The 24,063-nt window shown below is 36.7% G+C and carries 23 protein-coding genes and 1 other RNA gene; 11 read left to right on the forward strand and 13 right to left on the reverse strand.

Translation table 11 applies throughout. The annotated features are described in order from the left end of the window. From BMX01_RS00525 to tehB, 3 genes are all read left to right on the forward strand, one after another. Complete coding sequence (locus BMX01_RS00525; protein WP_010944915.1) at nt 1-312, forward strand: HI1450 family dsDNA-mimic protein; 312 nt, start codon at nt 1-3, stop codon at nt 310-312. Between the two features lie 15 nt (nt 313-327). Beyond that, nucleotides 328-837 (forward strand): 4-hydroxyphenylacetate 3-monooxygenase, reductase component, encoded by a 510-nt coding sequence (gene hpaC / locus BMX01_RS00530; protein WP_064082028.1) that lies wholly within the window; start codon nt 328-330, stop codon nt 835-837. A 106-nt stretch (nt 838-943) separates the two neighbouring features. Beyond that, nucleotides 944-1,816, forward strand: a complete 873-nt coding sequence (gene tehB / locus BMX01_RS00535; protein WP_064082027.1) for an SAM-dependent methyltransferase TehB — start codon at nt 944-946, stop codon at nt 1,814-1,816. Between the two features lie 59 nt (nt 1,817-1,875). Here the strand turns inward: tehB and prlC are convergent, their stop codons facing one another. The 4 genes from prlC to focA form a co-directional block, all read right to left on the reverse strand. Continuing rightward, a complete protein-coding gene (gene prlC, locus BMX01_RS00540) occupies nt 1,876-3,906 on the reverse strand; it encodes an oligopeptidase A (RefSeq protein WP_064082026.1) in 2,031 nt (676 codons plus the stop codon). A gap of 133 nt (nt 3,907-4,039) precedes the next feature. Next, nucleotides 4,040-4,777 carry a pyruvate formate lyase 1-activating protein gene (gene pflA, locus BMX01_RS00545; protein ID WP_064082025.1) on the reverse strand — a complete coding sequence of 246 codons (738 nt, stop codon included), beginning with the start codon at nt 4,775-4,777 and terminating at the stop codon, nt 4,040-4,042. A gap of 169 nt (nt 4,778-4,946) precedes the next feature. After that, nucleotides 4,947-7,259 carry a formate C-acetyltransferase gene (gene pflB, locus BMX01_RS00550; RefSeq protein ID WP_064082024.1) on the reverse strand — a complete coding sequence of 771 codons (2,313 nt, stop codon included), beginning with the start codon at nt 7,257-7,259 and terminating at the stop codon, nt 4,947-4,949. A 96-nt stretch (nt 7,260-7,355) separates the two neighbouring features. Then, nucleotides 7,356-8,180, reverse strand: coding sequence for a formate transporter FocA (focA, locus tag BMX01_RS00555; protein WP_064082023.1), 825 nt, complete (start codon nt 8,178-8,180; stop codon nt 7,356-7,358). A gap of 191 nt (nt 8,181-8,371) precedes the next feature. Here focA and BMX01_RS00560 point away from each other — a divergent pair, with 191 nt between their 5' ends. Beyond that, nucleotides 8,372-8,866: a YqaA family protein gene (locus tag BMX01_RS00560; protein ID WP_064082022.1), complete on the forward strand. Its 495-nt coding sequence runs from the start codon at nt 8,372-8,374 to the stop codon at nt 8,864-8,866. A gap of 63 nt (nt 8,867-8,929) precedes the next feature. Here BMX01_RS00560 and BMX01_RS00565 read toward each other — a convergent pair whose 3' ends face one another. From BMX01_RS00565 to BMX01_RS00595, 7 genes are all read right to left on the reverse strand, one after another. Further along, entirely contained in the window at nt 8,930-9,979 is a 1,050-nt protein-coding gene (locus BMX01_RS00565; RefSeq protein WP_074647570.1) for an extracellular solute-binding protein, read from the reverse strand. Between the two features lie 213 nt (nt 9,980-10,192). Continuing rightward, a complete protein-coding gene (gene ychF, locus BMX01_RS00570) occupies nt 10,193-11,284 on the reverse strand; it encodes a redox-regulated ATPase YchF (RefSeq protein ID WP_064082020.1) in 1,092 nt (363 codons plus the stop codon). A 100-nt stretch (nt 11,285-11,384) separates the two neighbouring features. Next, entirely contained in the window at nt 11,385-11,969 is a 585-nt protein-coding gene (pth, locus tag BMX01_RS00575) for an aminoacyl-tRNA hydrolase (protein WP_064083005.1), read from the reverse strand. A gap of 172 nt (nt 11,970-12,141) precedes the next feature. After that, nucleotides 12,142-13,368 carry a uracil-xanthine permease family protein gene (locus tag BMX01_RS00580; RefSeq protein ID WP_064082019.1) on the reverse strand — a complete coding sequence of 409 codons (1,227 nt, stop codon included), beginning with the start codon at nt 13,366-13,368 and terminating at the stop codon, nt 12,142-12,144. Nucleotides 13,369-13,518: 150 nt separating this feature from the next. Continuing rightward, a complete protein-coding gene (putP, locus tag BMX01_RS00585) occupies nt 13,519-15,042 on the reverse strand; it encodes a sodium/proline symporter PutP (RefSeq protein WP_064082018.1) in 1,524 nt (507 codons plus the stop codon). Between the two features lie 656 nt (nt 15,043-15,698). Next, a non-coding RNA gene (ssrS, locus tag BMX01_RS00590) (6S RNA) lies at nt 15,699-15,880 on the reverse strand. A gap of 68 nt (nt 15,881-15,948) precedes the next feature. Continuing rightward, nucleotides 15,949-16,269, reverse strand: a complete 321-nt coding sequence (locus tag BMX01_RS00595; RefSeq protein ID WP_064082017.1) for a cell division protein ZapA — start codon at nt 16,267-16,269, stop codon at nt 15,949-15,951. Nucleotides 16,270-16,344: 75 nt separating this feature from the next. On the opposite strand from BMX01_RS00595, the gene BMX01_RS00600 reads away from it, so the two are divergent. The 3 genes from BMX01_RS00600 to BMX01_RS00610 all read left to right on the forward strand — a co-directional run bounded on the left by BMX01_RS00600 (nt 16,345) and on the right by BMX01_RS00610 (nt 17,947). Then, nucleotides 16,345-16,893 carry a UPF0149 family protein gene (locus BMX01_RS00600; RefSeq protein WP_064082016.1) on the forward strand — a complete coding sequence of 183 codons (549 nt, stop codon included), beginning with the start codon at nt 16,345-16,347 and terminating at the stop codon, nt 16,891-16,893. 55 nt (nt 16,894-16,948) lie between these two features. Beyond that, nucleotides 16,949-17,539 (forward strand): YjaG family protein, encoded by a 591-nt coding sequence (locus BMX01_RS00605; RefSeq protein ID WP_064082015.1) that lies wholly within the window; start codon nt 16,949-16,951, stop codon nt 17,537-17,539. A 117-nt stretch (nt 17,540-17,656) separates the two neighbouring features. Continuing rightward, nucleotides 17,657-17,947 carry an HU family DNA-binding protein gene (locus tag BMX01_RS00610; RefSeq protein WP_257722002.1) on the forward strand — a complete coding sequence of 97 codons (291 nt, stop codon included), beginning with the start codon at nt 17,657-17,659 and terminating at the stop codon, nt 17,945-17,947. Between the two features lie 63 nt (nt 17,948-18,010). Here BMX01_RS00610 and BMX01_RS00615 read toward each other — a convergent pair whose 3' ends face one another. Beyond that, nucleotides 18,011-18,862 (reverse strand): thymidylate synthase, encoded by an 852-nt coding sequence (locus BMX01_RS00615; RefSeq protein WP_064082014.1) that lies wholly within the window; start codon nt 18,860-18,862, stop codon nt 18,011-18,013. Nucleotides 18,863-18,962: 100 nt separating this feature from the next. Between BMX01_RS00615 and BMX01_RS00620 the strand changes: the two genes are divergently transcribed. Together BMX01_RS00620 and bioB are read left to right on the forward strand one after the other, a co-directional pair. Further along, entirely contained in the window at nt 18,963-19,532 is a 570-nt protein-coding gene (locus tag BMX01_RS00620) for a hypothetical protein (RefSeq protein ID WP_064082013.1), read from the forward strand. A gap of 91 nt (nt 19,533-19,623) precedes the next feature. Continuing rightward, nucleotides 19,624-20,625 (forward strand): biotin synthase BioB, encoded by a 1,002-nt coding sequence (gene bioB, locus BMX01_RS00625; RefSeq protein ID WP_064083332.1) that lies wholly within the window; start codon nt 19,624-19,626, stop codon nt 20,623-20,625. Between the two features lie 51 nt (nt 20,626-20,676). On the opposite strand, the gene BMX01_RS00630 is transcribed toward bioB, so the two are convergent. Further along, complete coding sequence (locus BMX01_RS00630; RefSeq protein WP_064082011.1) at nt 20,677-20,886, reverse strand: cold-shock protein; 210 nt, start codon at nt 20,884-20,886, stop codon at nt 20,677-20,679. 371 nt (nt 20,887-21,257) lie between these two features. Between BMX01_RS00630 and proQ the strand changes: the two genes are divergently transcribed. Further along, nucleotides 21,258-21,806 carry an RNA chaperone ProQ gene (gene proQ / locus BMX01_RS00635; protein ID WP_064082010.1) on the forward strand — a complete coding sequence of 183 codons (549 nt, stop codon included), beginning with the start codon at nt 21,258-21,260 and terminating at the stop codon, nt 21,804-21,806. 88 nt (nt 21,807-21,894) lie between these two features. After that, a complete protein-coding gene (gene prc / locus BMX01_RS00640) occupies nt 21,895-23,937 on the forward strand; it encodes a carboxy terminal-processing peptidase (protein WP_064083331.1) in 2,043 nt (680 codons plus the stop codon). Nucleotides 23,938-24,063 lie beyond the last annotated feature (126 nt).

The following is a 24,063-nucleotide window of genomic DNA, read 5'->3' on the forward strand; positions in this document are numbered from 1 at the left end:
ATGCATAAATTAACACCAGATGAAGCAATTGATATTGCCTACGATATTTTTCTTGAAATGGCTGGAGAACATTTAGAACCCGCTGATATTTTATTGTTTAACTTGCAATTTGAAGAACGTGGTGCCGTGGAGATGGTTGAAACTTCAGACCGTTGGGAGGAAGAGATTGGTACGCTAATTGATCCAACCGCATTTGCCGAAGTTTGGGTTGGTTTGGTCAATGATAAAGATGAAATGGACGATGTTTTTGCCCGCTTCTTAATTTCACATCAAGCTGAGAACCGCGAGTATCACGTTATCTGGAAAGAATAACTTTTAAGGAGAACTATGTCTATCGTTCAAGCTCAACCGCCTACTGCGTTTTCACTACAATTTCGTGATGCTATGGCACATTTATCTGCTGCCGTCAGCATTGTTACTACTAATGGTATAGCGGGCAAAATTGGTTTGACTGTCTCATCAGTTTGTTCCGTGACAGATACACCACCAACATTATTGTTTTGTATTAATAAAAATAGTGGAGTACACGATATTATACAAGAAAATGGTAAGGTTTGTATTAATGTGTTAAACCACCAGCAAGAAGAAATGGCAAAACATTTTGCCAGTATGTTGCCGAGTACTATGGAAGAGCGTTTTGGTTGGGATATGTGGGATCAAGGAATTGATGGCTTGCCCATTTTGCGTGATGCGATTTCTGCTCTACAAGGTGATATTATTGATACTCATTCTGTTGGCACGCATACTATTTTTATGGTGCAACTGAAGCATATTGAGGTTAAGCCAAGTAATAGTTTGGTTTATTTTGGTCGTCAATTTAAAGTGATTACGATCTAATCACGGTTAAGTATAACCGACAAAAATAGTTGGTTTTTTATTGTTTACCCATAGGAAAGGGGTAAAATTTGTTATGCTTATTATTTATATTAAATGAGGATTTAAGATGGAAAACTTAATTTGCTATAAACAAATGCCAACGTGGACTAAAACAACATTACCACAAATGTTTCAGGAAAAGCATAATACAAAACAAGGTACTTGGGCGAAATTAACCATTTTAAAAGGGAGTTTAAAATTCTATGTTTTAACCGAGAAAGGAAAAGTGCTAAATAGCACAATATTTTCGGTGAATGAGCAACCTCCATTTATAGAGCCTCAACTTTGGCATAAAGTGGAACCGCTTTCCGATGATTTAGAATGTCAATTATCGTTTTATTGTGAGGCGAAAGATGTTTATGCGAAAAAATATAATTTAACTTCGGCTCACTCAGAAGTCGTTAATTTACGTAATTACATCACGGGCGGTAAAGCATTAGATTTAGGTTGCGGACGGGGGCGAAATAGCCTTTATTTGAATTTATTAGGTTTTGATGTTACGGCGGTAGATTATAGTCAAGATAGTATTGATTTCCTTAATTACTTAGTTGAAAAAGAAAATTTAATGCAATTTAATACCGCAGTTTATGATATTAATCAAGCTACTATTGGGCAACAAATAGGTGAGTTTGATTTAATTATTTCGACAGTAGTGATGATGTTTCTAGATCGTGCACGCATTCCTGCAATTATTGAGAATATGCAAAAAAATACAAAAATAGGCGGTTATAATTTAATTGTATGTGCAATAGATACATTGGATTATCCTTGTCCAATGCCATTTTCATTCACTTTCACAGAAGGCGAATTAGCAAGTTATTATCAAAATTGGCGATTAGTAAAATATAATGAAGATGTTGGTGAATTACATAAAACAGATGTAAATGGCAATCGAATTAAAATGCGTTTTGTGACTATGTTAGCTCAGAAAATCGCTTAATTTATAGTTTTATAATGAGAATGTAGCCTTGTTTAAGTAAGAGCAAGGCTACATTTTTATTAGGCAATTCCTTTATGGCGTAATAAAGCATCTAAACTTGGTTTACGGCCACGGAAACGTTCAAATAAAACCATTGGTTCTTCAGAGCCTCCGCGGGTCAAAATATGATCTAAGTAAGCTTGACCTGTTTGGCGGTTAAAAATACCCTCTTCTTCAAATTTTGCAAAAGCATCGGCTGAAAGCACTTCTGCCCATAAATAGCCGTAATAACCTGCGGCATAACCTCCTGCAAAAATATGGCTAAAACTGTGAGGAGTGCGTACCCATTCAGGTGCTTTAACCACTGAGACTTCGGTTTTGACCGCTTTTAGCATATCTAATACGATATTGTCGCTTGGTTCAGCTAAATGTAAGCGGAAATCAAATAAACCAAACTCTAATTGACGCAGTATAAACATAGCTGCTTGGAAGTTTTTTGCTTTCAATAATTGAGTCAGTTTTTCGGTGGGTAATGCTTCATCTGTCTGATAATGGCCTGAGATGAATTGTAATGCGGCTTCTTCCCAGCACCAATTTTCTAAGAATTGGCTTGGTAATTCTACCGCATCCCAAGGGACACCGTTGATGCCCGCAACGTCGGCAACGTCAATTTCTGTTAGCATATGATGAATGCCGTGGCCAAATTCGTGGAAAAGCGTGGTTACTTCATTGTGAGTAAAGAGTGCCGGTTTATTGCCGATTGGTTTATTAAAATTACAAGTTAAATAAGCAACCGCTTTTTGTAATGAACCATCAGCACGGCGTTTTTGACCAATACAATCATCCATCCAAGCACCACCTCGTTTATTTTCACGGGCATATAAATCTAGATAGAACGATCCGCGCTCTTGGTTATGTTGATCATAAATTTGGAAAAAACGTACATCGGGGTGCCATACGTCAATGTTGAATTGTTCTTCAATACGTAAGCCAAAAATACGTTTCATTAATTCGAATAAGCCGGAGATAACGCGATCTTCTGGAAAATATGGACGGCATTCTTCATCATTAATGGCATACAAGGCTCGTTTTTGTTTTTCGCTATAAAATGGAATATCCCAAGCTTGGAGATCCGTGATGCCGTATGTTTTCTTCACAAACTCAGCCAATTCGGTTAATTCTTGTTCGCCTTGTGCTTTGGCACGTTGAGCAAGATCCGTTAAAAAATCGACCACTTGTGATGGATTTTCCGCCATTTTAGTGGCAAGCGATAGCTCTGCATAATTAGTAAAGCCTAATAGTTGTGCTAGCTCTAAACGTAATTTGAGCATTTCATTCATATTGGCTGAGTTATCCCATTTACCGGCATTTTCACCTTGTTCAGAAGCGCGTGTAACATATTCTTTATAGATGATTGCGCGTAAGTCACGATTTTCACAATAAGTTAATACTGGATAATAACTAGGGAATTCAAGCGTGAAGCGATAACCGGTTTGATTTTTACTTTCGGCGGAAAGTTTAGCGGCTTCTAATGCGGAATCAGGTAAGCCTGCTAATTGTGCTTTATCCGTGATGAGGATATCCCATCCCATTGTCGCATCTAGCACGTTATTGCTAAATTGTGAGCTCAGTTCTGCTAAACGCGAGGTGATTTCGCCATAACGTTTTTGTTTTTCAGCGGGTAATGAGATGCCAGAAAGTTCGAAATCGCGTAGCGTATTTTCGATGGTTTTTTGTTGTGCAATTGAATAAGTAGCGAACTCAAGTGAGTTTTTTAGTTTGAGATAACCTTGGTATAAACCTTGATGTTGTCCTGCCCAAGTGCTGTACTCAGAGAGTAATGGTAAGCATGCTTGGTAAGCTTCGCGTAATTCAGGTGAGTTTTTCACGCCATTTAAGTGGCCAACCGGTGACCAAACACGTGAAAATTTATCGCTGACTTCTGCTTGTGGTATATAGAAATTTTCCCAAGTGGGGTGTTCGATTTGAGCGACTGTTTCGATTACGTTACGACATTGTTGGATAACGGCTTCAACGGCAGGTTGAATATGTTCAGCTTTGATTTTTGAGAAGGCAGGTAAACCTGTGTAATGTAAAAGTGGGTTTGACATTATGTATTTAATTCCTTTTTCCTTTTTGTTAAAAAGTATCGTTATAATTGGGGGAGTCTGTGAAAAATATCAAGTTGTTGAGTAAAATAATCGGGTCTATTTGGCAATCTTTTCGGCTAAATAGACCGCTAGGTTAGTATTTGACAGTATGTCCGTAACTTTCAATAATTGCTTTTAAACGTTCTAAATCTTCTTTAGAGGGGGGTAATACGTCTTCTAATTCGTATTTATAGCCTAATGTTTTCCATTTATGTGCACCTAGGTGGTGATAAGGCAATAATTCAACTTTTTCAATGTTATCCATATTCTGAGTAAATTGTCCGAGCTTATGGGCAGAGTCGTCGTCGTCAGTATAACCTGGTACGACGACATAACGAATCCATGTTTGTTTATGGATTTTATGTAAATAGCGGGCGAAATCAAGCGTTCGTTTGTTTGAAACACCGATTAAGTATTGATGAATTTCATCATTGAGTTGTTTGAGGTCTAAGATCACTAAATCTGTGACGGCTAACATTTCATCAACAACAGAATTATAATGGCGAACAAATCCATTAGTGTCTAAGCAAGTATTGATACCTTCAGCTTTACAAGCGCGAAACCAATCACGGACAAATTCCATCTGTAAGATGGCTTCACCGCCTGAAGCAGTTACACCACCGCCAGAGGCTTTCATAAAATGTTTATAGCTGATCACTTCTTTCATCAAATCTTCAACGCTGATTTGTGTACCGCCCTCAAGATCCCAAGTATCACGGTTATGACAATATTTACAACGCATTAAACAGCCTTGCAAGAATAGAATAAAACGAATGCCAGGGCCGTCTACTGTGCCACAAGTTTCATAAGAGTGATAACGTGCTATAGACATTTTATGTTCCTTTATACATAAGTTAGATATACCAGTTTAATTTGGGCTAGCATTTATGTGAATGGATAAAATTATTCATATTTTAACAGAATCTAAATAAATAAGCGGTCATACTTTGCAAAAAGTTTGCAAAAGCTGACCGCTAAGTTAGCTTATTTTCTCAAATAACTTACATTGATTCTGTAAATGTACGAGTGATAACGTCCATTTGTTGCTCTTTAGTTAAAGAGTTAAAACGTACGGCATAACCAGAGACACGAATGGTTAATTGTGGGTATTTTTCTGGGTGTTCTACTGCATCTAATAATGTTTCACGATTTAAGACATTTACATTTAGATGCTGACCACCTTCAATGCTTGTTTCGTGGTGGAAATAACCATCCATTAGGCCTGCTAAGTTACGTTTTTGTGCTTCGTAATCTTTACCTAAGGCATTAGGCACAATTGAGAATGTGTATGAGATACCATCTTTGGCGTATGCAAATGGCAGTTTAGCAACAGATGTTAATGATGCTACCGCACCTTTTTGGTCGCGACCATGCATTGGGTTAGCGCCGGGTCCAAATGGGGCTCCAGCACGGCGGCCGTCTGGGGTATTCCCGGTTTTTTTACCATATACAACGTTAGATGTAATCGTTAACACTGATTGAGTTGGTGTTGCATTGCGATATGTTTTGTGTGTTTGAATTTTTTTCATAAAGCGTTCAACTAAGTCACACGCAATATCATCAACACGGCTATCATTATTCCCGAATTGTGGGTATTCGCCTTCAATCTCAAAATCAAGCGCCACGTTGGTTGCGACAATATTGCCATCTTTGTCTTTGATATCACCACGCACAGGTTTTACTTTGGCATATTTAATTGCAGATAAAGAGTCTGCCGCGACAGAAAGGCCTGCAATACCACACGCCATTGTGCGGAATACATCACGATCGTGGAATGCCATTAATGCGGCTTCATAGCTGTATTTATCGTGCATAAAGTGAATGATATTTAATGCGGTCACATATTGTGTTGCTAACCAATCCATAAAGTGATCCATACGTGTCATTACATCATCAAAGTTTAATACTTCATCTGTAATAGGTGTTGATTTCGGACCAACTTGTAAGCCTGATTTTTCGTCAATACCGCCATTGATTGCATATAACATTGTTTTCGCTAAGTTCGCACGTGCGCCGAAGAATTGCATTTGTTTACCGATCACCATTGGTGATACACAACAAGCGATAGCATAGTCATCATTATCGAAATCTGGACGCATTAAATCATCATTTTCATATTGAACTGATGATGTATCAATAGACACTTTTGCACAATAACGTTTGAAACCCTCTGGTAATTGTTCGGACCAAAGGATCGTTAAATTCGGCTCTGGTGACGGTCCCATTGTATAAAGCGTGTTCAGAATACGGAAACTGTTTTTAGTCACTAACGTACGACCATCTAACCCCATACCTGCTAAGGTCTCGGTCGCCCACATAGGATCGCCAGAGAATAATTGATCATATTCTGGTGTACGTAAGAAACGAACCATCCGTAATTTCATCACTAAGTGGTCAATTAATTCTTGTGCTTCTTCTTCTGTAATTTTGCCCGCTTTTAGGTCACGTTCAATGTAGATATCTAAGAATGATGAAACACGACCAAATGACATTGCTGCACCATTTTGTGATTTAACTGCCGCTAAATAAGCAAAATAGGTCCATTGTACGGCTTCTTGTGCATTTTCAGCCGGACGTGAAACATCAAAGCCATAGGAGGCAGCCATTTCTTTGATTTGTCCTAAAGCACGGAATTGTTCGGTGATTTCTTCACGTAATTGAATGGTTGCTTGAATGTCTTCACCTGCTTCTAAATTAGGCTGTAATGAGGCAAATTGACGCTGTTTATCTTTCATTAAGAAGTCTGCACCATATACGGCTAAACGGCGATAGTCACCAATAATACGGCCACGACCATAGGCATCAGGTAAACCTGTGATTACGCCTGATTTACGGCAACGTAAAATATCAGGCGTATAAACATCAAAAACGCCTTGGTTATGTGTTTTACGATATTCAGTGAAGATTTTTTCAACTTCAGGATTAAGTTTACGGCGATAAACATCACAAGAACCTTTTACCATTTTAATGCCACCAAATGGAAGAATTGCTCGTTTTAATGGTGCATCTGTTTGAAGGCCAACAATTTTTTCTAAGGATTGATCAATATAGCCCGGTTTGTGCGAGGTAATCGTGGACGGAATATCACAGTCAATATCATAAGGCTCGTGCGTTTTATTCTCAACTTTGATTTTTTCCATGACCTCTTGCCATAGTTTAGTCGTTGCGGGGGTAGCACCCGCTAGGAAAGATTCATCTCCTTCATATGGCGTATAATTTTTTTGGATAAAATCACGTACGTTTACTTCAGTTTGCCACGTGCCTGCTACAAAGCCTGCCCAAGCTTTTTGTTGAATTTCATTGAGTTGAATCATTTTAAATCCTCTTAAATGTTAATAAATTAGGTCTTGCAAGCGGTGAGATTTTTGCAAAATTTTACTTAAATTAGACCGCTTAATATTGAAATTGTTTTAGTGTTTACGAATATATAAGAACCATTGCACTAAGCTGATAAAAAATACTCCGCCAATAATATTACCTAGAGTAACAGGAATTAAGTTATTAATAATGAAGTGTGATAAATCTAAATCAGCGTATTGTGAGGCGTCGATGCCGATATTTATCCAAAATTCAGGGCTAGCAAAGTGTGTAATAACCATTCCCATTGGAATCATAAACATATTTGCAACGCAGTGTTCAAAGCCCGATGATACAAATAAAGCAATTGGCAAAATCATAATAAATGTTTTGTCGGTTAAACTTTTCCCTGCATTTGCCATCCATACGGCTAAGCAAACCATAATGTTACATAAAATGCCTAATGTAAAAGCCTCAATCCAACTATGATGGATTTTATGTTGCGCAGTGTTTAAAATAGTCAAGCCCCATTGGCCATTTGCTGCCATAATTTGACCGGATAACCAGATTAACACGACTATGCTCAAGCCACCAATGAAATTGCCTGCATAAACAATACACCAATTTTTACACATTTGGCACCAAGTGATGCGTTGAGTGGCTTTCGCTACAGCAGTTAATGTTGATGAAGTAAATAATTCTGCACCAAACACTACACACATAATCACGCCAAGTGAGAAAACTGCGCCACCTACTAATTTTGCTAAGCCCCAAGGAACATTAGTAGTGCCTGTTTGTGTGGTAGTATAGAAGACAAACGCCAAGCCAATGAAACCACCGGCTAATATAGCCGAAATAAAAGAGTATAATTGATGCTTAGTTGCTTTATAAACTGCGCCTTCTTCCGCGATTTTTGCCATTTCGGCAGGAGTAAACATTGATTATCCTTAAATTTGAAAAAATTATAGAAATTATTGATAATTATAGACTTGTTGATTTAATCCTCAAAATAAAATTGCAATTAAATTGAGGTAAATCAAAAGCCATTTTGGTTACTAGATTAAGTTTATTCATCATGCAAACATCGTTTATATTTTAAAGATCATAACAATATGATTACAAATAAAAAATGATTGATTATTTAACTTCACTTTTGACTATTTTTTTGACCGGTGAATATCAATTGTGGCTCATGTTTATGAGTGCTTTTTTGAGCGCTACTATCTTGCCGGGCAATTCAGAGGTAGTATTTATAACCTTTGCGACTAAGATAATTCTTGCAACTAATGTGGTATTGTCAGAACAATTAATTTATTTGCTATTAGTTGCGACTGTTGGTAATAGTCTAGGAAGTATAGTGACTTATGCCATCGGATTATTGGTTCCCAAGCCAATTGATGTAACACATCGTGGTATGCGTTGGGTCTTTATTCAATGTGAGAAGTATGGCGTATTTGCCTTGTTATTGAGTGGCTTACCTATTGTTGGAGATATGCTATGTACAATGGCAGGGTGGTTACGTTTTAACTTTTGGTTGAGCGTGTTATTGATTAGCCTAGGGAAGTTATGCCGTTACCTGATTTTACTCATCACGTTTTATCCATTGGTTGATTATTTGGCATAAAAAAATAGCACTGCCAATATAGCATGCTATTTTTAAATGATGAATTATGTAAATGCGTTTAATTTATTTGCCGGTTTTTAGAAAATTCCAATATTTTTCATAAATGCTAATTGCTTGATTTACGTCGGCTTGCAAAATGCCTTTATTAATTTCTGCTTTTGGCGGGAAAATTAATTCATCATTGGCTAGCTCAGCGGATAATAAAGGTTTTACATGTTCATTTGGCATTGAGAATCCCATTTTTTCAATTACTTCTTTAGCACTTTCAGGGCGCAATAAGAAATCAATAAATTTATGGGCCGCTTCTTTATTGACAGCGCCTTTCGGAATCACATAATTATCCATCCAAATGATAGCGCCTTCTTTTGGGAAGATAAATTTTAAATCAGGATTTTCACTTTTAGCACGATGTGTTGAGCCACTCCATTGCATTCCAATTGCCACCTCTTCTTGTAAATACGGCATTTCTGGAGAATCGGAATTAAAGACTAATACATTTGGCACTAGTTTTTGTAAACGTTGATAAGCCTGCTTAATTTCTGCTTCTTCTTCTGTATTCGGTGATTTACCATCAAGCAATAAAGCAATATGAAACACTTCTCGTGCATCATTCATTAATAATAATTTGCCTTTATATTCATCACGCCATAAGTCTTGCCAGCTTGAAACTGTGTGAGGATCTATTTCTTTGGCATTGACGCCAATCCCAGTCAATCCATAGACATAAGGCAATGAATAAGTATTGTCAGGATCAAATGGTTTACCCATTAATTCAGGGGTAATATTTTTTAAACTGCTTAATTTTGTTTTATCAATGGCGGTTAGCATACCTTCTTTTGCCATTTTATTAACATAATAGCTGGAAGGGAAAACAATATCGTAACCGGTTGAATTTGATAATTTCAATTTAGAGTACATTTCTTCATTGCTTTCAAAAGTAGAATAAATGACCTCAATACCTGTTTCTTTGGTAAATTGCTCTAGCAAAGAAGAGGGGACATATTCCGTCCAATTATAGACATATAGTTTTTCAGCAGCTTGTGCCGCAATACTAAAGTAAGCGAGAGCGATTGCCGTTAATTTTGCAAAAAATGTATAGCCTAATTTGATCAATTTTATGAAATCCTTATTGAATGCGTGATGGTTAATGATTCAACTGAATCAGGTAACAAAAGTCCGGTATTATATAGATAAATAGTATAACTTTCCATAAGTAGCAGCGTGATTTAATAAAAAATTTATCTCTTACCCTAAAATGCAGCTAAAAAAGACCGCTTATTTAGCAATAAGCGGTCTTTTTCTATTTATTTAGTCGTTAATCGTTGCTTACACATTAAAACGGAAATGCATTACATCGCCATCTTGGACAATATAATCTTTCCCTTCTAAACGCCATTTACCTGCTTCTTTAGCACCATTTTCGCCTTTGAATTGAATAAAATCATCATAAGCAATAACTTCGGCACGAATAAAGCCTTTTTCAAAATCAGTATGAATGACAGCTGCTGCTTTTGGTGCAGTCGCACCCACGGCAACTGTCCAAGCGCGTACTTCTTTGACGCCAGCTGTGAAATAAGTTTGTAGATTTAATAAACGATAACCGGCTCTAATCACCCGATTTAAGCCCGGTTCTTCAATACAAAGATCTTGTAAGAAATCGACTTTCTCTTCATCTTCTAATTCTGCTATTTCAGCTTCAATTGCGGCACAAACAGGCACAACTAGCGCGCCTTCTTGTTCAGCGAGTTGGCGTACTCGATCCAAATAGGGATTATTTTCAAAACCATCTTCATTGACGTTAGCAATGTACATTGTTGGTTTTAGCGTTAAGAAATTATAGCCTTTAATCGCGTGTAATTCGTCTTTATCTAACGCAACAGAACGAATCATTCCCGCATTTTCTAGAACAGGTAAGATTTTTTCCAAAATAGATAATTCAAATTTTGCGTCTTTATCGCCACTTTTCGCTCGCTTTTGTAAACGTTGTATCGCACGCTCACAACTGTCTAGATCGGCTAATGCTAATTCAGTATTGATAGTTTCAATATCATCAGCAGGATCAATTTTTCCTGCCACGTGCACAATATCATCATTTTCAAAACAACGTACGACATGGCCTATTGCATCAGTCTCGCGAATATTCGCTAGGAATTTATTGCCTAACCCTTCACCTTTACTGGCGCCCGCAACTAAGCCGGCAATATCGACAAATTCCATCGTGGTGGGTAAGACGCGTTCAGGATTGACAATTTCTGCTAATGCATCTAAACGAGGATCGGGCATTGGCACCACGCCTGTGTTGGGCTCAATGGTACAGAACGGGTAGTTTGCCGCTTCAATCCCTGCTTTTGTTAATGCATTAAAAAGAGTTGATTTACCAACATTGGGTAAACCTACGATACCACATTTAAATCCCATTTTTGATTCCTAATTAATTGATAGTGGATAACGATGATTGAATAATCAATTGCAATTTAGCGAAGAAAAATGCCCGCTTACTGTTTAAATGATTATTCACTTATGCTTTAAAACTGTTTAAGCGGTTGGTGGCACTTGTGACCCCATCTTTGAATAATATTTCAAGGCAACGGCTGGCTTCATCAATTACCGCATTTATTTTTTGTTGATCTTGTGGAGCCGGTTTGCTTAATACATAACCTGCTACTTGATCTTTATGCCCGGGATGACCAATACCGAGTCTAATTCGATAGAAATTATTATTATTGCCCAATGCACTAATAATATCTTTTAAACCATTATGGCCACCATGACCACCACCTTGTTTTAGTTTTGCCACACCTGGCGGTAAATCTAATTCATCGTGAGCAATTAAAATTTCTTCGGCCTTGATTCGGAAAAAATGGGCTAATGCTCCGACAGCTTTACCACTTAAATTCGTAAATGTAGTGGGAATGAGTAACCAAACATCACCGTTTACCGTGTTAATTTTGGCGGTTTTGCCAAAATATTTCGCTTCATCTTTGAGCGATGTATTATACATTCTGGCTAGTTCATTAACTAACCATTCACCTGCATTATGGCGAGTGCCTTCATATTTTGCGCCCGGATTAGCTAAGCCTACGATCAACTTGATTTGTGACACAGCATTGCCTCGATTCATTTAAAAATGGGCTATTGTAGAGAAAAAGTATTTTTTTCTCAAGGTAACTAATACTAAAAAGCTAATGTCGGCTAGCGTAGCCACATTAGCTTTAAATTTGTTGGCGTGATCGTTTTGTCTAAAAAGCGGTCTTTTTTTATTGATTAATTGCAAATTAATCTGTTTTTTTAGCCGCTTCTTTTGGTAATACTAGATTCATAATAATGGCTGAGATGGCGCATAAGCTAATGCCTTTCAGAGAAAACTCGCCGACATTAATCAACATTCCACCGATACCAAAAGTCATTACCACTGATACAATACACAGATTACGGGCTTCACTCATATCTACTTTGGCCCTAATTAACGTACTCATACCGACTGCAGCGATTGAGCCAAAGACCAGCATCATAATTCCCCCCATTACCACACCAGGAATGGTTTGCAAGAATACCCCGACTTTGCCACAGAAAGAAATAGCGATCGCCCAAATGGCAGCATAGGTCATGATTTTGGGATTAAAGTTTTTGGTAAGCATAACCGCACCAGTGACTTCAGCGTAAGTGGTATTAGGTGGACCGCCTAGCATTGCCGCTGCAGATGTTGCGACACCATCGCCTAATAACGTGCGGTGTAACCCCGGTTTATTGATAAAATCTTTACCGGTTACTGAACTGATGGCCATAATACCACCGACGTGTTCTACTGCGGGCGCCAAGGCAATTGGTAATAAATAAAGAATGGCTTCTAATTTGAATTCAGGTGTAGTTAAGCTAGGTAAGCTAAACCAAGCAGCATTGTGTACCAGATTAAAATCAACAATGCCATAGCAGATTGATAGAATATAGCCAACAATAATACCGAACATAATTGGTACTAGTTTCATTAAGCCTTTCGCAAAAACGGCTACTACAAGCGTTGTAATTAAGGTTACCATTGAGATAAACAATGCAACATTCGGATCAATAGCCGTGTTCTTGCCTAATGCCATATCTACTGCAGTTGGCGCAAGACCTAAACCGATAATAATAATTACTGGCCCAACAACGACAGGTGGAAATAGTTTTTCTAAAATATTCGCCCCTTTCCACTTGACCAATGAACTTAATGCAAGATAAACAAAGCCTGTAAAGACTAATCCGCCCATTGTGGTTGGAATACCCCATTGTTGGATGCCGTATTGAATGGGCGCAATAAATGCAAATGAAGATGCGAGGAAAATAGGTACTTGTCTTTTAGTACAAAATTGGAAAAGGAGTGTACCAATACCTGCAGTCAGTAAGGCAGTATTGGGATCTAAACCTGTAATTAAAGGCATTAAGACTAAGGCACCAAATGCAACAAACAGCATTTGTAAGCCAACGAACACCTGTTTTGGTGTACTGATTGTTTGATTTGACATTTTGTTTCAACTCTCGGTTTGAATTAACATTAAAACTAACTAAGTTATTTATTAAATAACCTAGTCAGTTATTATAGCTTAAAACCGAACCGCTTGCTAAAGGAAAATAAAAATCCCTTCTTTTTTTCATTAAAGGGATTTTATTTTAAATTAGCGCGTGCCATTAATTTGTTGTTGGAAGGCATTATCCGCACGTTCGAAAGTGTCTACAACCGCTTGGCTTGGCGGTGGTGTGATTAATGAAACTAGCCAAATGGCAAATGAGGCAGCAATGAAGCCTGGAATAATGGAATACATCTCTGTCAAGTTCACAACGGGCGAAATATATTTCCAGAGATATACAACCAAGGCGCCTGTTAACATACCAGAAATGGCTCCGAAACCGTTCATTCGTTTCCAGAAAAGTGAAAAGAGTAATACAGGACCAAATGCACCACCAAAACCTGCCCAAGCATCTTTAACTAAAGCAAATACTTGGCTATTTGGATCTTGAGCAATATAGATCGCTAAGGCTGCAACGGCTAAAACCATTACTCGACCAAGCCAAATTAATTCTTTATCGGTTGCGGTGGGACGAATAATGCCTTTATATAAGTCTTCAGTAATTGCACTCGAACAAATTAATAATTGTGCAGATAACGTACTCATTACTGCCGCTAAAATAGCAGACAGTAAAATGCCAGTAATCCAAGGATTGAATAAAATTTTAGCTAATTCAATAAAAATTTGTTCTTTATTTTGATTGACTACGGTTGCTTGTTCTGGATAAGCAAAAAAATAAGCCATACCGAAATAACCAATTCCAATAGCACCGGTTAAGCAAATAACCATCCAAGTCATACTGATTCGGCGAGCATTTTCAAGTGACTTAACACTTTCAGCAGCCATAAAGCGAACAACAATATGAGGCTGACCAAAGTAACCTAATCCCCAAGCAAGTAAACTTAAGACACCAAGAAATGTAGTGCCTGCAAACATATTATTGTAATCGTGGTTGGCTAATTGTTGTGCTTGGGCTATTGTTTGTTGCATTGCTTCAATGCCACCAAGATTGATCACTACAAATAGCGGAGTGAGAATTAAGGCAAAAACCATTAATGATGCTTGAATAGTATCTGTCCAGCTCACTGCCAAGAAGCCACCAATAAAAGTATACAAGATAGTTGCAATGGCGCCATACCAAACCGCATATTGATAAGGCACACCAAATAAATTCTCAAACACACGAGCGCCTGCTACAACGCCAGAAGCACAATAAATGGCAAAGAATAATAAGAAAATAGCCGCTGAAAGAATTTTTATAACGCGTGTTTTATCCGCAAAACGGTTATGAAAATACTCAGGTAAGGTAAGCGCATCACCACTATATTCTGTTTGTGAGCGTAAACGGCCCGCAACCAGTTTCCAGTTAAAATATGCCCCAAGTGTTAAGCCAATGGCTAACCACCCTTCAATTAACCCACCCGCATAGACCGCACCGGGTAACCCCATTAATAGCCAGCCTGACATATCGGATGCGCCAGCGGATAATGCCGTGACGAAACTACCTAAACGACGACCGCCTAAAATGTAGTCTGATAAATTATTTGTTACACGGTAAGCGATAAGACCGATTAATATCATTCCAATAATGTAGATTAGGAAAGTCGTTGTTGTAGGATCAAATCCAAACATAGTTATTCCTCTTATTATTTCTATGTTTTACATTAGCTAAGTTAAAAAGCTGATATCATAGCAAACAATATCAAAAAAATGAATGTTTATCAGGAGATCCAACCGCTATCTCAGTTAGCGTGTTCTTATTTAGCCCTGATATTTTAGGGCTTTTTTGATTCGCTATGATGGGCTTGTGGAACGAATGAAGATTATCTAGAAAAAAGCGCACTTTTTGTTGTGAAATTTAGGCTTATTCAATTAGTTTTGCACAGGGCATTATTGTCAAGTGATTTTACAAGAAAAATTTTTTGTTTTTTGATTGAAATGACTAGAAAAAATATAACTTGTTGATTTTAAATAAAAAGTTATTTTGTAACCAAAGTTTGGTAAGCGGAAAAAAAGTAAGGCTTGCTCTTGTTTGAATGCGCTTTTAACAAAGAAATCCACAAAGTTATCCACAGCTTGTGTGGATATAGAAATTCTGCATATAAATGGATTTATTTATGGCTTTTTTTGTAAGTTTTACACAATAATTGACCGCATAATATAATTTTTAAACAGACTTTATTGAGTGATATACAGTTAATATGGTTAAAAGCTAGTAACTGTAATAAGAATATGGTTTACGTTAATGAAAATAGGGAACAAGATAATGCTAATTTGAAATGAATAAAAAGATACCCGGAGTGCCGTTATCAGTGAAGGTCCTTGAACCAAATGGTTCAAGGGAGTTAAGCTTAATAGCTTTTAGGCTTCTTACTCAAGGTAAGCTTGCTCACCAGCGATTAGATGTTCAACTCAAAGTTTTCAATTATCGGCTCAGGGACGTAACTAATAACGAACACCCCCGGTAGTGGTTATAGTAGCGGAAATTGAATTTTTTGCCTAGTGTTTAATGCAGAAAATAACGTAAATGATTGGCGTTTAGATATTTTCTTGATTGACTGCAATTGATCCTGTCGTGGCTAGTTTATTGAGTGAAGAATCTAATTGATGAATACAAGACTCAAGTACGGTTTTATTATCTGCATTTTTTTGTTTTTCTTGTTCAAGTTCATAATTTAAATTTAAAGCAACGATGGCAAGTACTTTTTCTAATTGAATAATGCCCGACTGATCTTTTAATAATGCTACACGTTCTTCTAAGCGTTGTGCTGAGGCACGTAAATTTTCTTGTTGCTCAGCAGGACAATGTAAACGAAGCACCTGCCCAAAAATTTGTACTTCAATATAATTTGCCGACATAGTCGTGAAATCCTCACTAGAATATAAATTTTTTGCTATTATGCCATTCTTTAGCAGAATCACAAGTAAGACACTATGGCTATTACACATTCAAATGAATTTAACCATTTAATTGCACAGCTTGAAATAACTGAAACAGCAGCAGAATTACACGGTTTTTTAAGCGGTTTAGTTGCGGGGGGCGTGCAAGATGAATCTTGGAAAACACTTTGCTACCAATTTTTAAATGACGGTCATGCATTTTCCCAACAGCAACTCAACCGTTTAGCGCTATTTTATCAGCAATTAAGTGAAAATTTTAACCAAGCAAACACGCTTTTTTCTGTTTGGATCCCCCCATATAAAGATAGCTTTGCTTTAGCTGATGCTATTGCTGATTGGACAAATCGATTTTTATTAGGATTGGGGCTGGCTCAGCCTAAATTAAGTCGAGAAATTGATGAAATTGGCGAAGCATTAGATGATTTGGAAGAGATCGCTAAATTAGGTTACCAGCAAGATGATAATAATGATGAATTATTAGATGCGGGCGAAGAAGTTTTAGAATATTTAAGCGTATTAGCCCTTTTCTTACATAGTCATTTTGGATTACGGCAACCACTTGAAAAATTACCGCTTCATTAGACAGAAATAAGCGGTTACTTTTTACTATTTTATTATTTATGGCAATGGAGTTTTTATGCGAAATCCTATTCATAAACGGATAGAACGTTTTGAACCTTGGCAACATTTAACCTTTATGGCGTGTTTATGTGAGCGAATGTATCCTAATTACCAATTATTCTGTGATGTGACTAAACAACCTGAAAAAATGAAAGTATTTCAGAATATTTTGAATTTAGCTTGGGAATTTTTAACGGTAAAAGGCGCGAAGATTAACTTTGATAGTCAGTTGGAGAAATTAGAAGAAATTATTCCTGACGTAAATGATTACGACTTCTTTGGTGTATTACCTGCACAAGAGTCCTGTGAAGCATTGGCTGAGCTATTACATAGCTTTATTGCGGGGAATACTTTAGCGCAGGCAATACGAATTAGTCAAATTTCATTAGCGACCGTAGCCAGTTATTTGTCGGTCAAAAGCGGGCAAGAATTAAGTGATAAAGCATTGAAGAGTTCAGCAGAAATTGAAGAAGAATTAGATATTCAATGGCAAATTTATCGTTTGTTAAATGAATGTGAAGAACGTGATATTTCCCTCATTTTATCGCTCAAAAATCAGATCAGAAGTACTGGAATCAGTAATATTGGATTAAATTTTAGTCAATAAAGCATTTTTTAGGGTAGAAAAGAGTATTATTTACTTTGAGAAAAGCCAACTTTGAATTAAGCTATTAAGACGTTATGCAAGTAATTTCAGGCGTTTAATGCCATTTACCTAAATAAAATCTTAGAGGATAAACTTATGAACAAAACTGAATTAATTGATGCAATTGTAGCCGATACAGCGCTAAGCAAAAAGGACGCCAAAGCTGCTTTAGAAGCAACTTTGAATGCCATCTCTGGGAGCTTAAAAAATGGCGATTCAGTTCAATTAATCGGCTTCGGCACGTTTAAAGTGAATGAACGTAGTGAGCGTATAGGTCGTAACCCACGTACTGGTGAAGAGATTAAAATTGCTGCGTCAAAAGTGCCTGCATTTGTTGCTGGTAAAGCATTAAAAGATTTAGTAAAATAGTGCTGATTTAATATACTTGAAAAAAGCCTAGATGAATAAATCTAGGTTTTTTTATTTGATAGATTAGACGGAAAAGGGGTATTGAATACTTGGATGATGAAAGTAGTTTTCTACTTTAAAGTCATCTAAAGTAACCCAAGTTTCTAAATCTTCTAATGACTTAATCGCTGGATTGATGGTGAGCGTGGGAGTCGCAAATGGTTCACGTTTCAGCTGTACATCACGCATTAAAGCAAGTTGATCTTCATAAATATGTGCATTAACGATTTTATGAAAAACTTGTCCTGCTTTATGATTAGTAATTTGTGTGATTAATGCTAAAAATGTATAGCATTGAACCATATTCCAATTTAAACCTAATGGCACATCTGCAGAACGTTGCGTGCTATTTAGATATAATGTACCGTCTAATAATGAAAAATGGTGGCTATATAAACAAGGGCGTAAGCACCCCATATGAAAAGCACCCGGATGATAGAAAGTATAAATTTCGCCACGATTATCAATGCCATTGCTTAAATCATCAACAATTTGTTTAAGTAAATCAAGCGAACCATTATCTGCTTTGGGAAATTTTCTACCGATTGCGCCATACACTAATCCCATATCATCGACTCCTTTGCGATATGGATTGGCTAACCAATCAGCGTTTTCATTGGCATTTGCATCCCAAGATTTTGTGCCTAATTGGCGAAAATCTGCCGCGTTGTCATAGCCACGTATATAGCCTAGTAGCTCAGCAATGGCGGCTTTCCAAAAACTTTTACGAGTAGTAATAAGCGGGAATTCACCTTTTGCGACATCATAAGTTAAGTCAGCATTAATAACGGTTAAGCATAGTTTATCAGTTCGCTTGTTTTTTACCCATTTCCCTTCATTTAGGATACGATGGCATAGATCTAAATATTGTTTCATGATAACCGCTTAAGAAAGTAGTAGCTAATTGCGTTATTTATTCGCTACAATAGCTAAATAAGATTTAGAGATTATAGTCGAGGAATTAAAATAAAGTAAAATGAAATTTTTATTAGTCTTTTTAACATTAATTTTGAGCGCTTGTTCTAGTAAAGGAACTTGGACACGTTTAAATGCGTCTGAAGTTGATCAAAAATCATATGCAATTGGCTATGGCGCAACAGTTCAAACTTATACGGATAGAGTAAATGATAGTTATGATATTAATGCGTTTATTAATGGCGTTAATGATTGGTATAATAACAAAATTAGAATGCCAGCACCCCAAATTCGCGTAATGATTTTAAACCGTATGCTAGATCATAATATCTATGCATACTATAGCGGTGTACTTTATGCGGCAGATTTACAAGGTAATTTTAATCATTTAGATCCAGAATGTTGGAAGCTAGTTCAAACACCTAGTATTAGCCAAGGTATTCACGACGCTATGTTAGATTTGCAAAAAAATAGTGTGCGTAGTGATGAATATATTGAAAATGGTGTAGAAAAAATTTTACATCTTTGTGTCAAAACAATGGTAGAAGACGAACAGCAAGCCAAAGCAAAAAAGAAAAGCATCAAGGCAGATAAAAAACCAAGTAAAGTAAGTAAAAAATCAGCTAAATAATTTAATACACTATTATAAAGCGGTCTATTTCCTCATTTAATTTGCAAAATACTGAGAGAAATAGACCGCTTAATCTGTTTAAGGAGAGATTATGACAACCTACAATTTACGCTTAAAAGCAAAAGATGAACTAACGCCTCATCCTAGCGTGCAATATTGGCGTAAATGCCAAGTAGAAGAGTTATTTGCCATGCCATTTATGGAGCTTGTTTTTAAAGCAGCACAACTGCACCGTGAACACTTTGATCCTCAAGCCATTCAGCTATCGACATTACTGTCAATTAAAATCGGTGGTTGCCCAGAAGAGTGTGAATATTGTCCTCAATCTGCACGTTATGATACAGGGCTTGAAAAGCAAGTTATGCTAGATATTGAAGAAATTGTGGAGAAAGCAAAAATTGCTAAACAACGAGGTGCTAGTTGCTTTTGTATGGGGGCTGCTTGGCGAGGGCCTAAACCTAAGGATATTAAAGTGGTTTCCGAAATTATTGGTGCAGTTAAAGCGTTAGGTTTAGAAACGTGTGGTACTTTTGGACTCTTAGATGGAATGGCAGAAGATCTCAAACAAGCGGGATTAGATTATTATAATCATAATTTAGATACTGATCCCGAACGTTATAGCAAAGTGGTTCATACCCGCAGTCATGATGATCGAATGGACACCTTAGGTAAAGTTCGTCATGCAGGACTAAAAGTTTGCTGTGGTGGTATTATTGGCATGAATGAAACTCGCCCTGAACGTGCAGGTTTAATTGCCAGTTTAGCAAATTTAGATCCACAGCCAGAAAGTGTGCCAATTAATCAATTAATTAAAGTAGAAGGCACACCAATGGCTGAAGCAGAAGACCTAGATTGGACGGAATTTGTTCGCACTATTGCTGTTGCGCGTATCACTATGCCAAAAAGCTATGTACGATTATCAGCCGGCCGAACAGCCATGTCTGAAGCTATGCAAACACTCTGTTTTATAGCGGGAGCGAATTCTATTTTTTATGGTGAAAAATTGCTCACAACTTGCAATCCAGAGGAAGATGCGGATTGTTTATTGATGCAAAAACTTGATTTATATCCATTACAATATCAAGAATGCTAAGACTAAAAAAGCCAGCAAATGCTGGCTTTTTATAAAATGAAAATGTTAAAATTAAAGTGCTTTAACATTCACTGCTGAAGGGCCACGATCTGAATCTTGTACTTCAAATTCAACTTTAGCACCTTCTTCTAACGTGCGGAAGTTTGAACCAATGATACCTGAGAAGTGAACAAAAATATCTTTACCACCAAGATCAGGGGTGATAAAACCAAAACCTTTAGTAGAATTAAACCATTTAACGATACCTATTGCTTTAGACATAGGATTTTCCTTATAAAAAAATAAATTAAAAAAGAATTGCTACACGTTTGTTTGGAGATTAAAGATTTATGCGTGAAGAACTCTCAGGAAATCAAAAAGATTCTTAGAAAGGAAAACATCGATAAAGCAATCGTACTCAATAACGCTACGAGAAGCTTCCTAATTAAACCACTAACTCATAATTAAAGCAAATTTTTTTTAGTATATTTACAAAACCAATCGAAATAGTGTTGTCTAACTCGAAAAGTAAGCGAAAAATTTGCTTTATATAGATAGACGAAAATCTGTAAATAAAATATAGTAGCGAGTTAAAGCTTAATGTCTCAAGCTAATACATATCTAGACTTACATTTTTATAGAGAAAAGATCATATGTCAGTACAACCAGCAACTATGCCAGATAGTAGCAACAAAACAAATCCAACCGTAAAAGAAGTGATTGCTTATTTAGCAGATAAATTTCCTCTTTGTTTTAGTATTGAAGGGGAAGCTAAACCATTAAAAGTAGGGCTTTTCCAGGACTTGGCTGAAGCATTAGCAGATGATGAAAAAGTGAGTAAAACATTATTACGCCAAGTATTACGTTCATATACGATGAGTTGGCGTTATCTTGCTTGTTGTAAAGCAAATGCTCAGCGTATAGGTTTACAAGGTGAAAATGTTGGGATTGTTGATGAGGCACAAGCTGAACACGCTGCCCAGAGCTTAGCTGTCGCAAAAAAAGCATATGCAGCACGTAAGGCAGAGCAACGTAAAGAACAGCGAAAAGACTTCTTTAAGAAAAAAGCGTGTGAAGAAAGAAATGCTAAAACAATGAATAAAGCGGTTAAAAAAGGATCGCCTAAAAAAGATACCTTTGCAAAAGCAACCGCTGAAAGTTTAGCAGTATTAACGCATAAATTCAGTAAAGGCAATAAATAAACATTGCTTTTTAGTATGGCCTAATTTTAATTTTTTTATGAAATAAGATTAAATTAGGCCGCTTATGCTTACAAAAATTAGGATTTTTATGAAAGTAAATAAACTTAGTCGACTTATTGCATTTTGTTTTGGAACAATGATAAGTACCGCTTTTACAATTGAACCAAAAATTAAAGCAAATGAATTAGTTCTACCTCAACCAACAGAACTACATAATCTGTCAACTAAGCGTGTGACAGCACGTTTAACCCAATCACATTATCGTAAATTTAATTTAGATGATGAATTTGCCGGTAAGATTTTTAATCGTTATATTGATTGGTTAGATGTCGCACATAATACTTTTTTACAATCTGATATTGATGAACTGCGAACTAAATATGCATCTAAATTAGATGAAGAGCTATATGAAGGTAAATTAGATTCCGCCTTTGAAATGTATGACGTAATGGTCAAGCGTCGCTATGAACGTTATAAACATGTACTTTCATTGCTAGATAAACCGCTTGATTTAAAAGGCCATGATCAAATTGAAAATGAACGTGAAAAAGCGCCTTTCCCGGTTACGATAGAAGAAGCAAATAAATTATGGGAACAGCGGGTTAAAAATGACGTAATTAGTTTGACTTTAAAAAATAAAAAATGGCCAGAAATTAAGAAGACATTGATTAAGCGCTATAATTTAGCGATTAAACGTTTAACACAAGTTAAACCTGATGATGTTTTACAAACTTATTTGAATGCATTTGCACGAGAAATAGATCCGCATACGAGTTATCTTTCACCACGAGCGGCGAAAGCTTTCCAAGAAAGTATGAATTTGTCATTAGAAGGCATTGGTGCAACGCTTTCCATGGAAGACGATATTACCACCATTAAATCATTGATTCCAGGCGCCCCAGCAGCTCGTAGCAAAAAGCTTGGCGTAGGGGATAAGATTGTGGGTGTTGGCCAAGAGAAAGGTGAAATTGAAGATGTTATTGGTTGGCGTTTAGATGATGTTGTTGACAAAATCAAGGGTAAAAAAGGCAGTAAGGTTCGGTTAGAAATTGAGCCAGCAAAAGCGCATAAAACTAAAATCATTACGTTAACACGTGATACCGTTCGGTTAGAAGACAGTGCCGCTAAATTAACAATTGATAAAGTAGCGGGTAAAAATATTGCAGTGATTAAAATTCCTGCTTTTTATATCGGTTTAGCTAATGATATGCGCAAATTATTAGCAAAGATTAAGACTAAGAAAATAGAAGGATTAATTGTCGATTTACGTGACAACGGTGGTGGTTCTTTAACTGAAGTGGTTGAATTAACTAGGTTATTTATTAGAAGTGGTCCTGTTGTACAGGTAAGAGATGCTTTTAATCGTATCAAAGTGTACGAAGATGAGTCTCAAATACAAGTAGATAAGTCAGTAGCAACAACAAATAAGCCATTATATGATGGAAAATTGATGGTAATGATAAACCGCCATAGCGCCTCAGCATCTGAAATCTTTGCGGCGGCAATGCAAGATTATAATCGTGCAATTATTATTGGTCAGCAAACTTTTGGTAAAGGTACCGTACAACAAAGTAGATCGCTTAATTTTGTTTATGATTTAGATCGAGATCCACTAGGCTTTATTCAATATACGATCCAGAAATTCTATCGTATTGATGGTGGCAGTACTCAATTAAAAGGTGTGCAAGCGGATATTAAATTCCCTGAAATTATTGATGCAGAGAAAACCGGAGAAAGTTTTGAAGATAATGCATTACCATGGGATAAAATTCCAGCCGCTAATTATCAAGAAGTTGGAAATGCACGTGATGTAGTCGCCGTTTTAACAGAAAAACATCAAGCGCGCATTGCAAAAGAGCCTGAATTTATCACGTTAAGCGAGAATATTGCTATTCGTAAAGAACGTGATCAGCGTAAATTTACCTCGCTGAATTTAGAAGAACGTAAAAAAGAAGATCAAGCAGATGATATGAAACGCTTAAAAGATCTGAATGCCCGCTTTATACGAGAAGGTAAAAAGCCCCTGAAAAATCTTGATGCATTACCAAAAGATTATGAAGGTCCCGACTTTTTCTTAAAAGAAGCGAAACAAATGATGTTTGATTGGTTACAAATCAATAAAAAGGCATAAAATTATTGACAATATATGCTATTCTTTAACTGCTTAACTGTTGTTAAGCAGTCTATTTTTTTATGAAATTTTTATCTTAATTTCTAAGGATTTAGTATGAATAGGATAAAACTGTTTACATTATTA

Origin of the sequence: [Haemophilus] ducreyi, from assembly GCF_900109315.1 — a bacterium.
GTDB classification, from domain to species: domain Bacteria; phylum Pseudomonadota; class Gammaproteobacteria; order Enterobacterales; family Pasteurellaceae; genus Haemophilus_B; species Haemophilus_B ducreyi.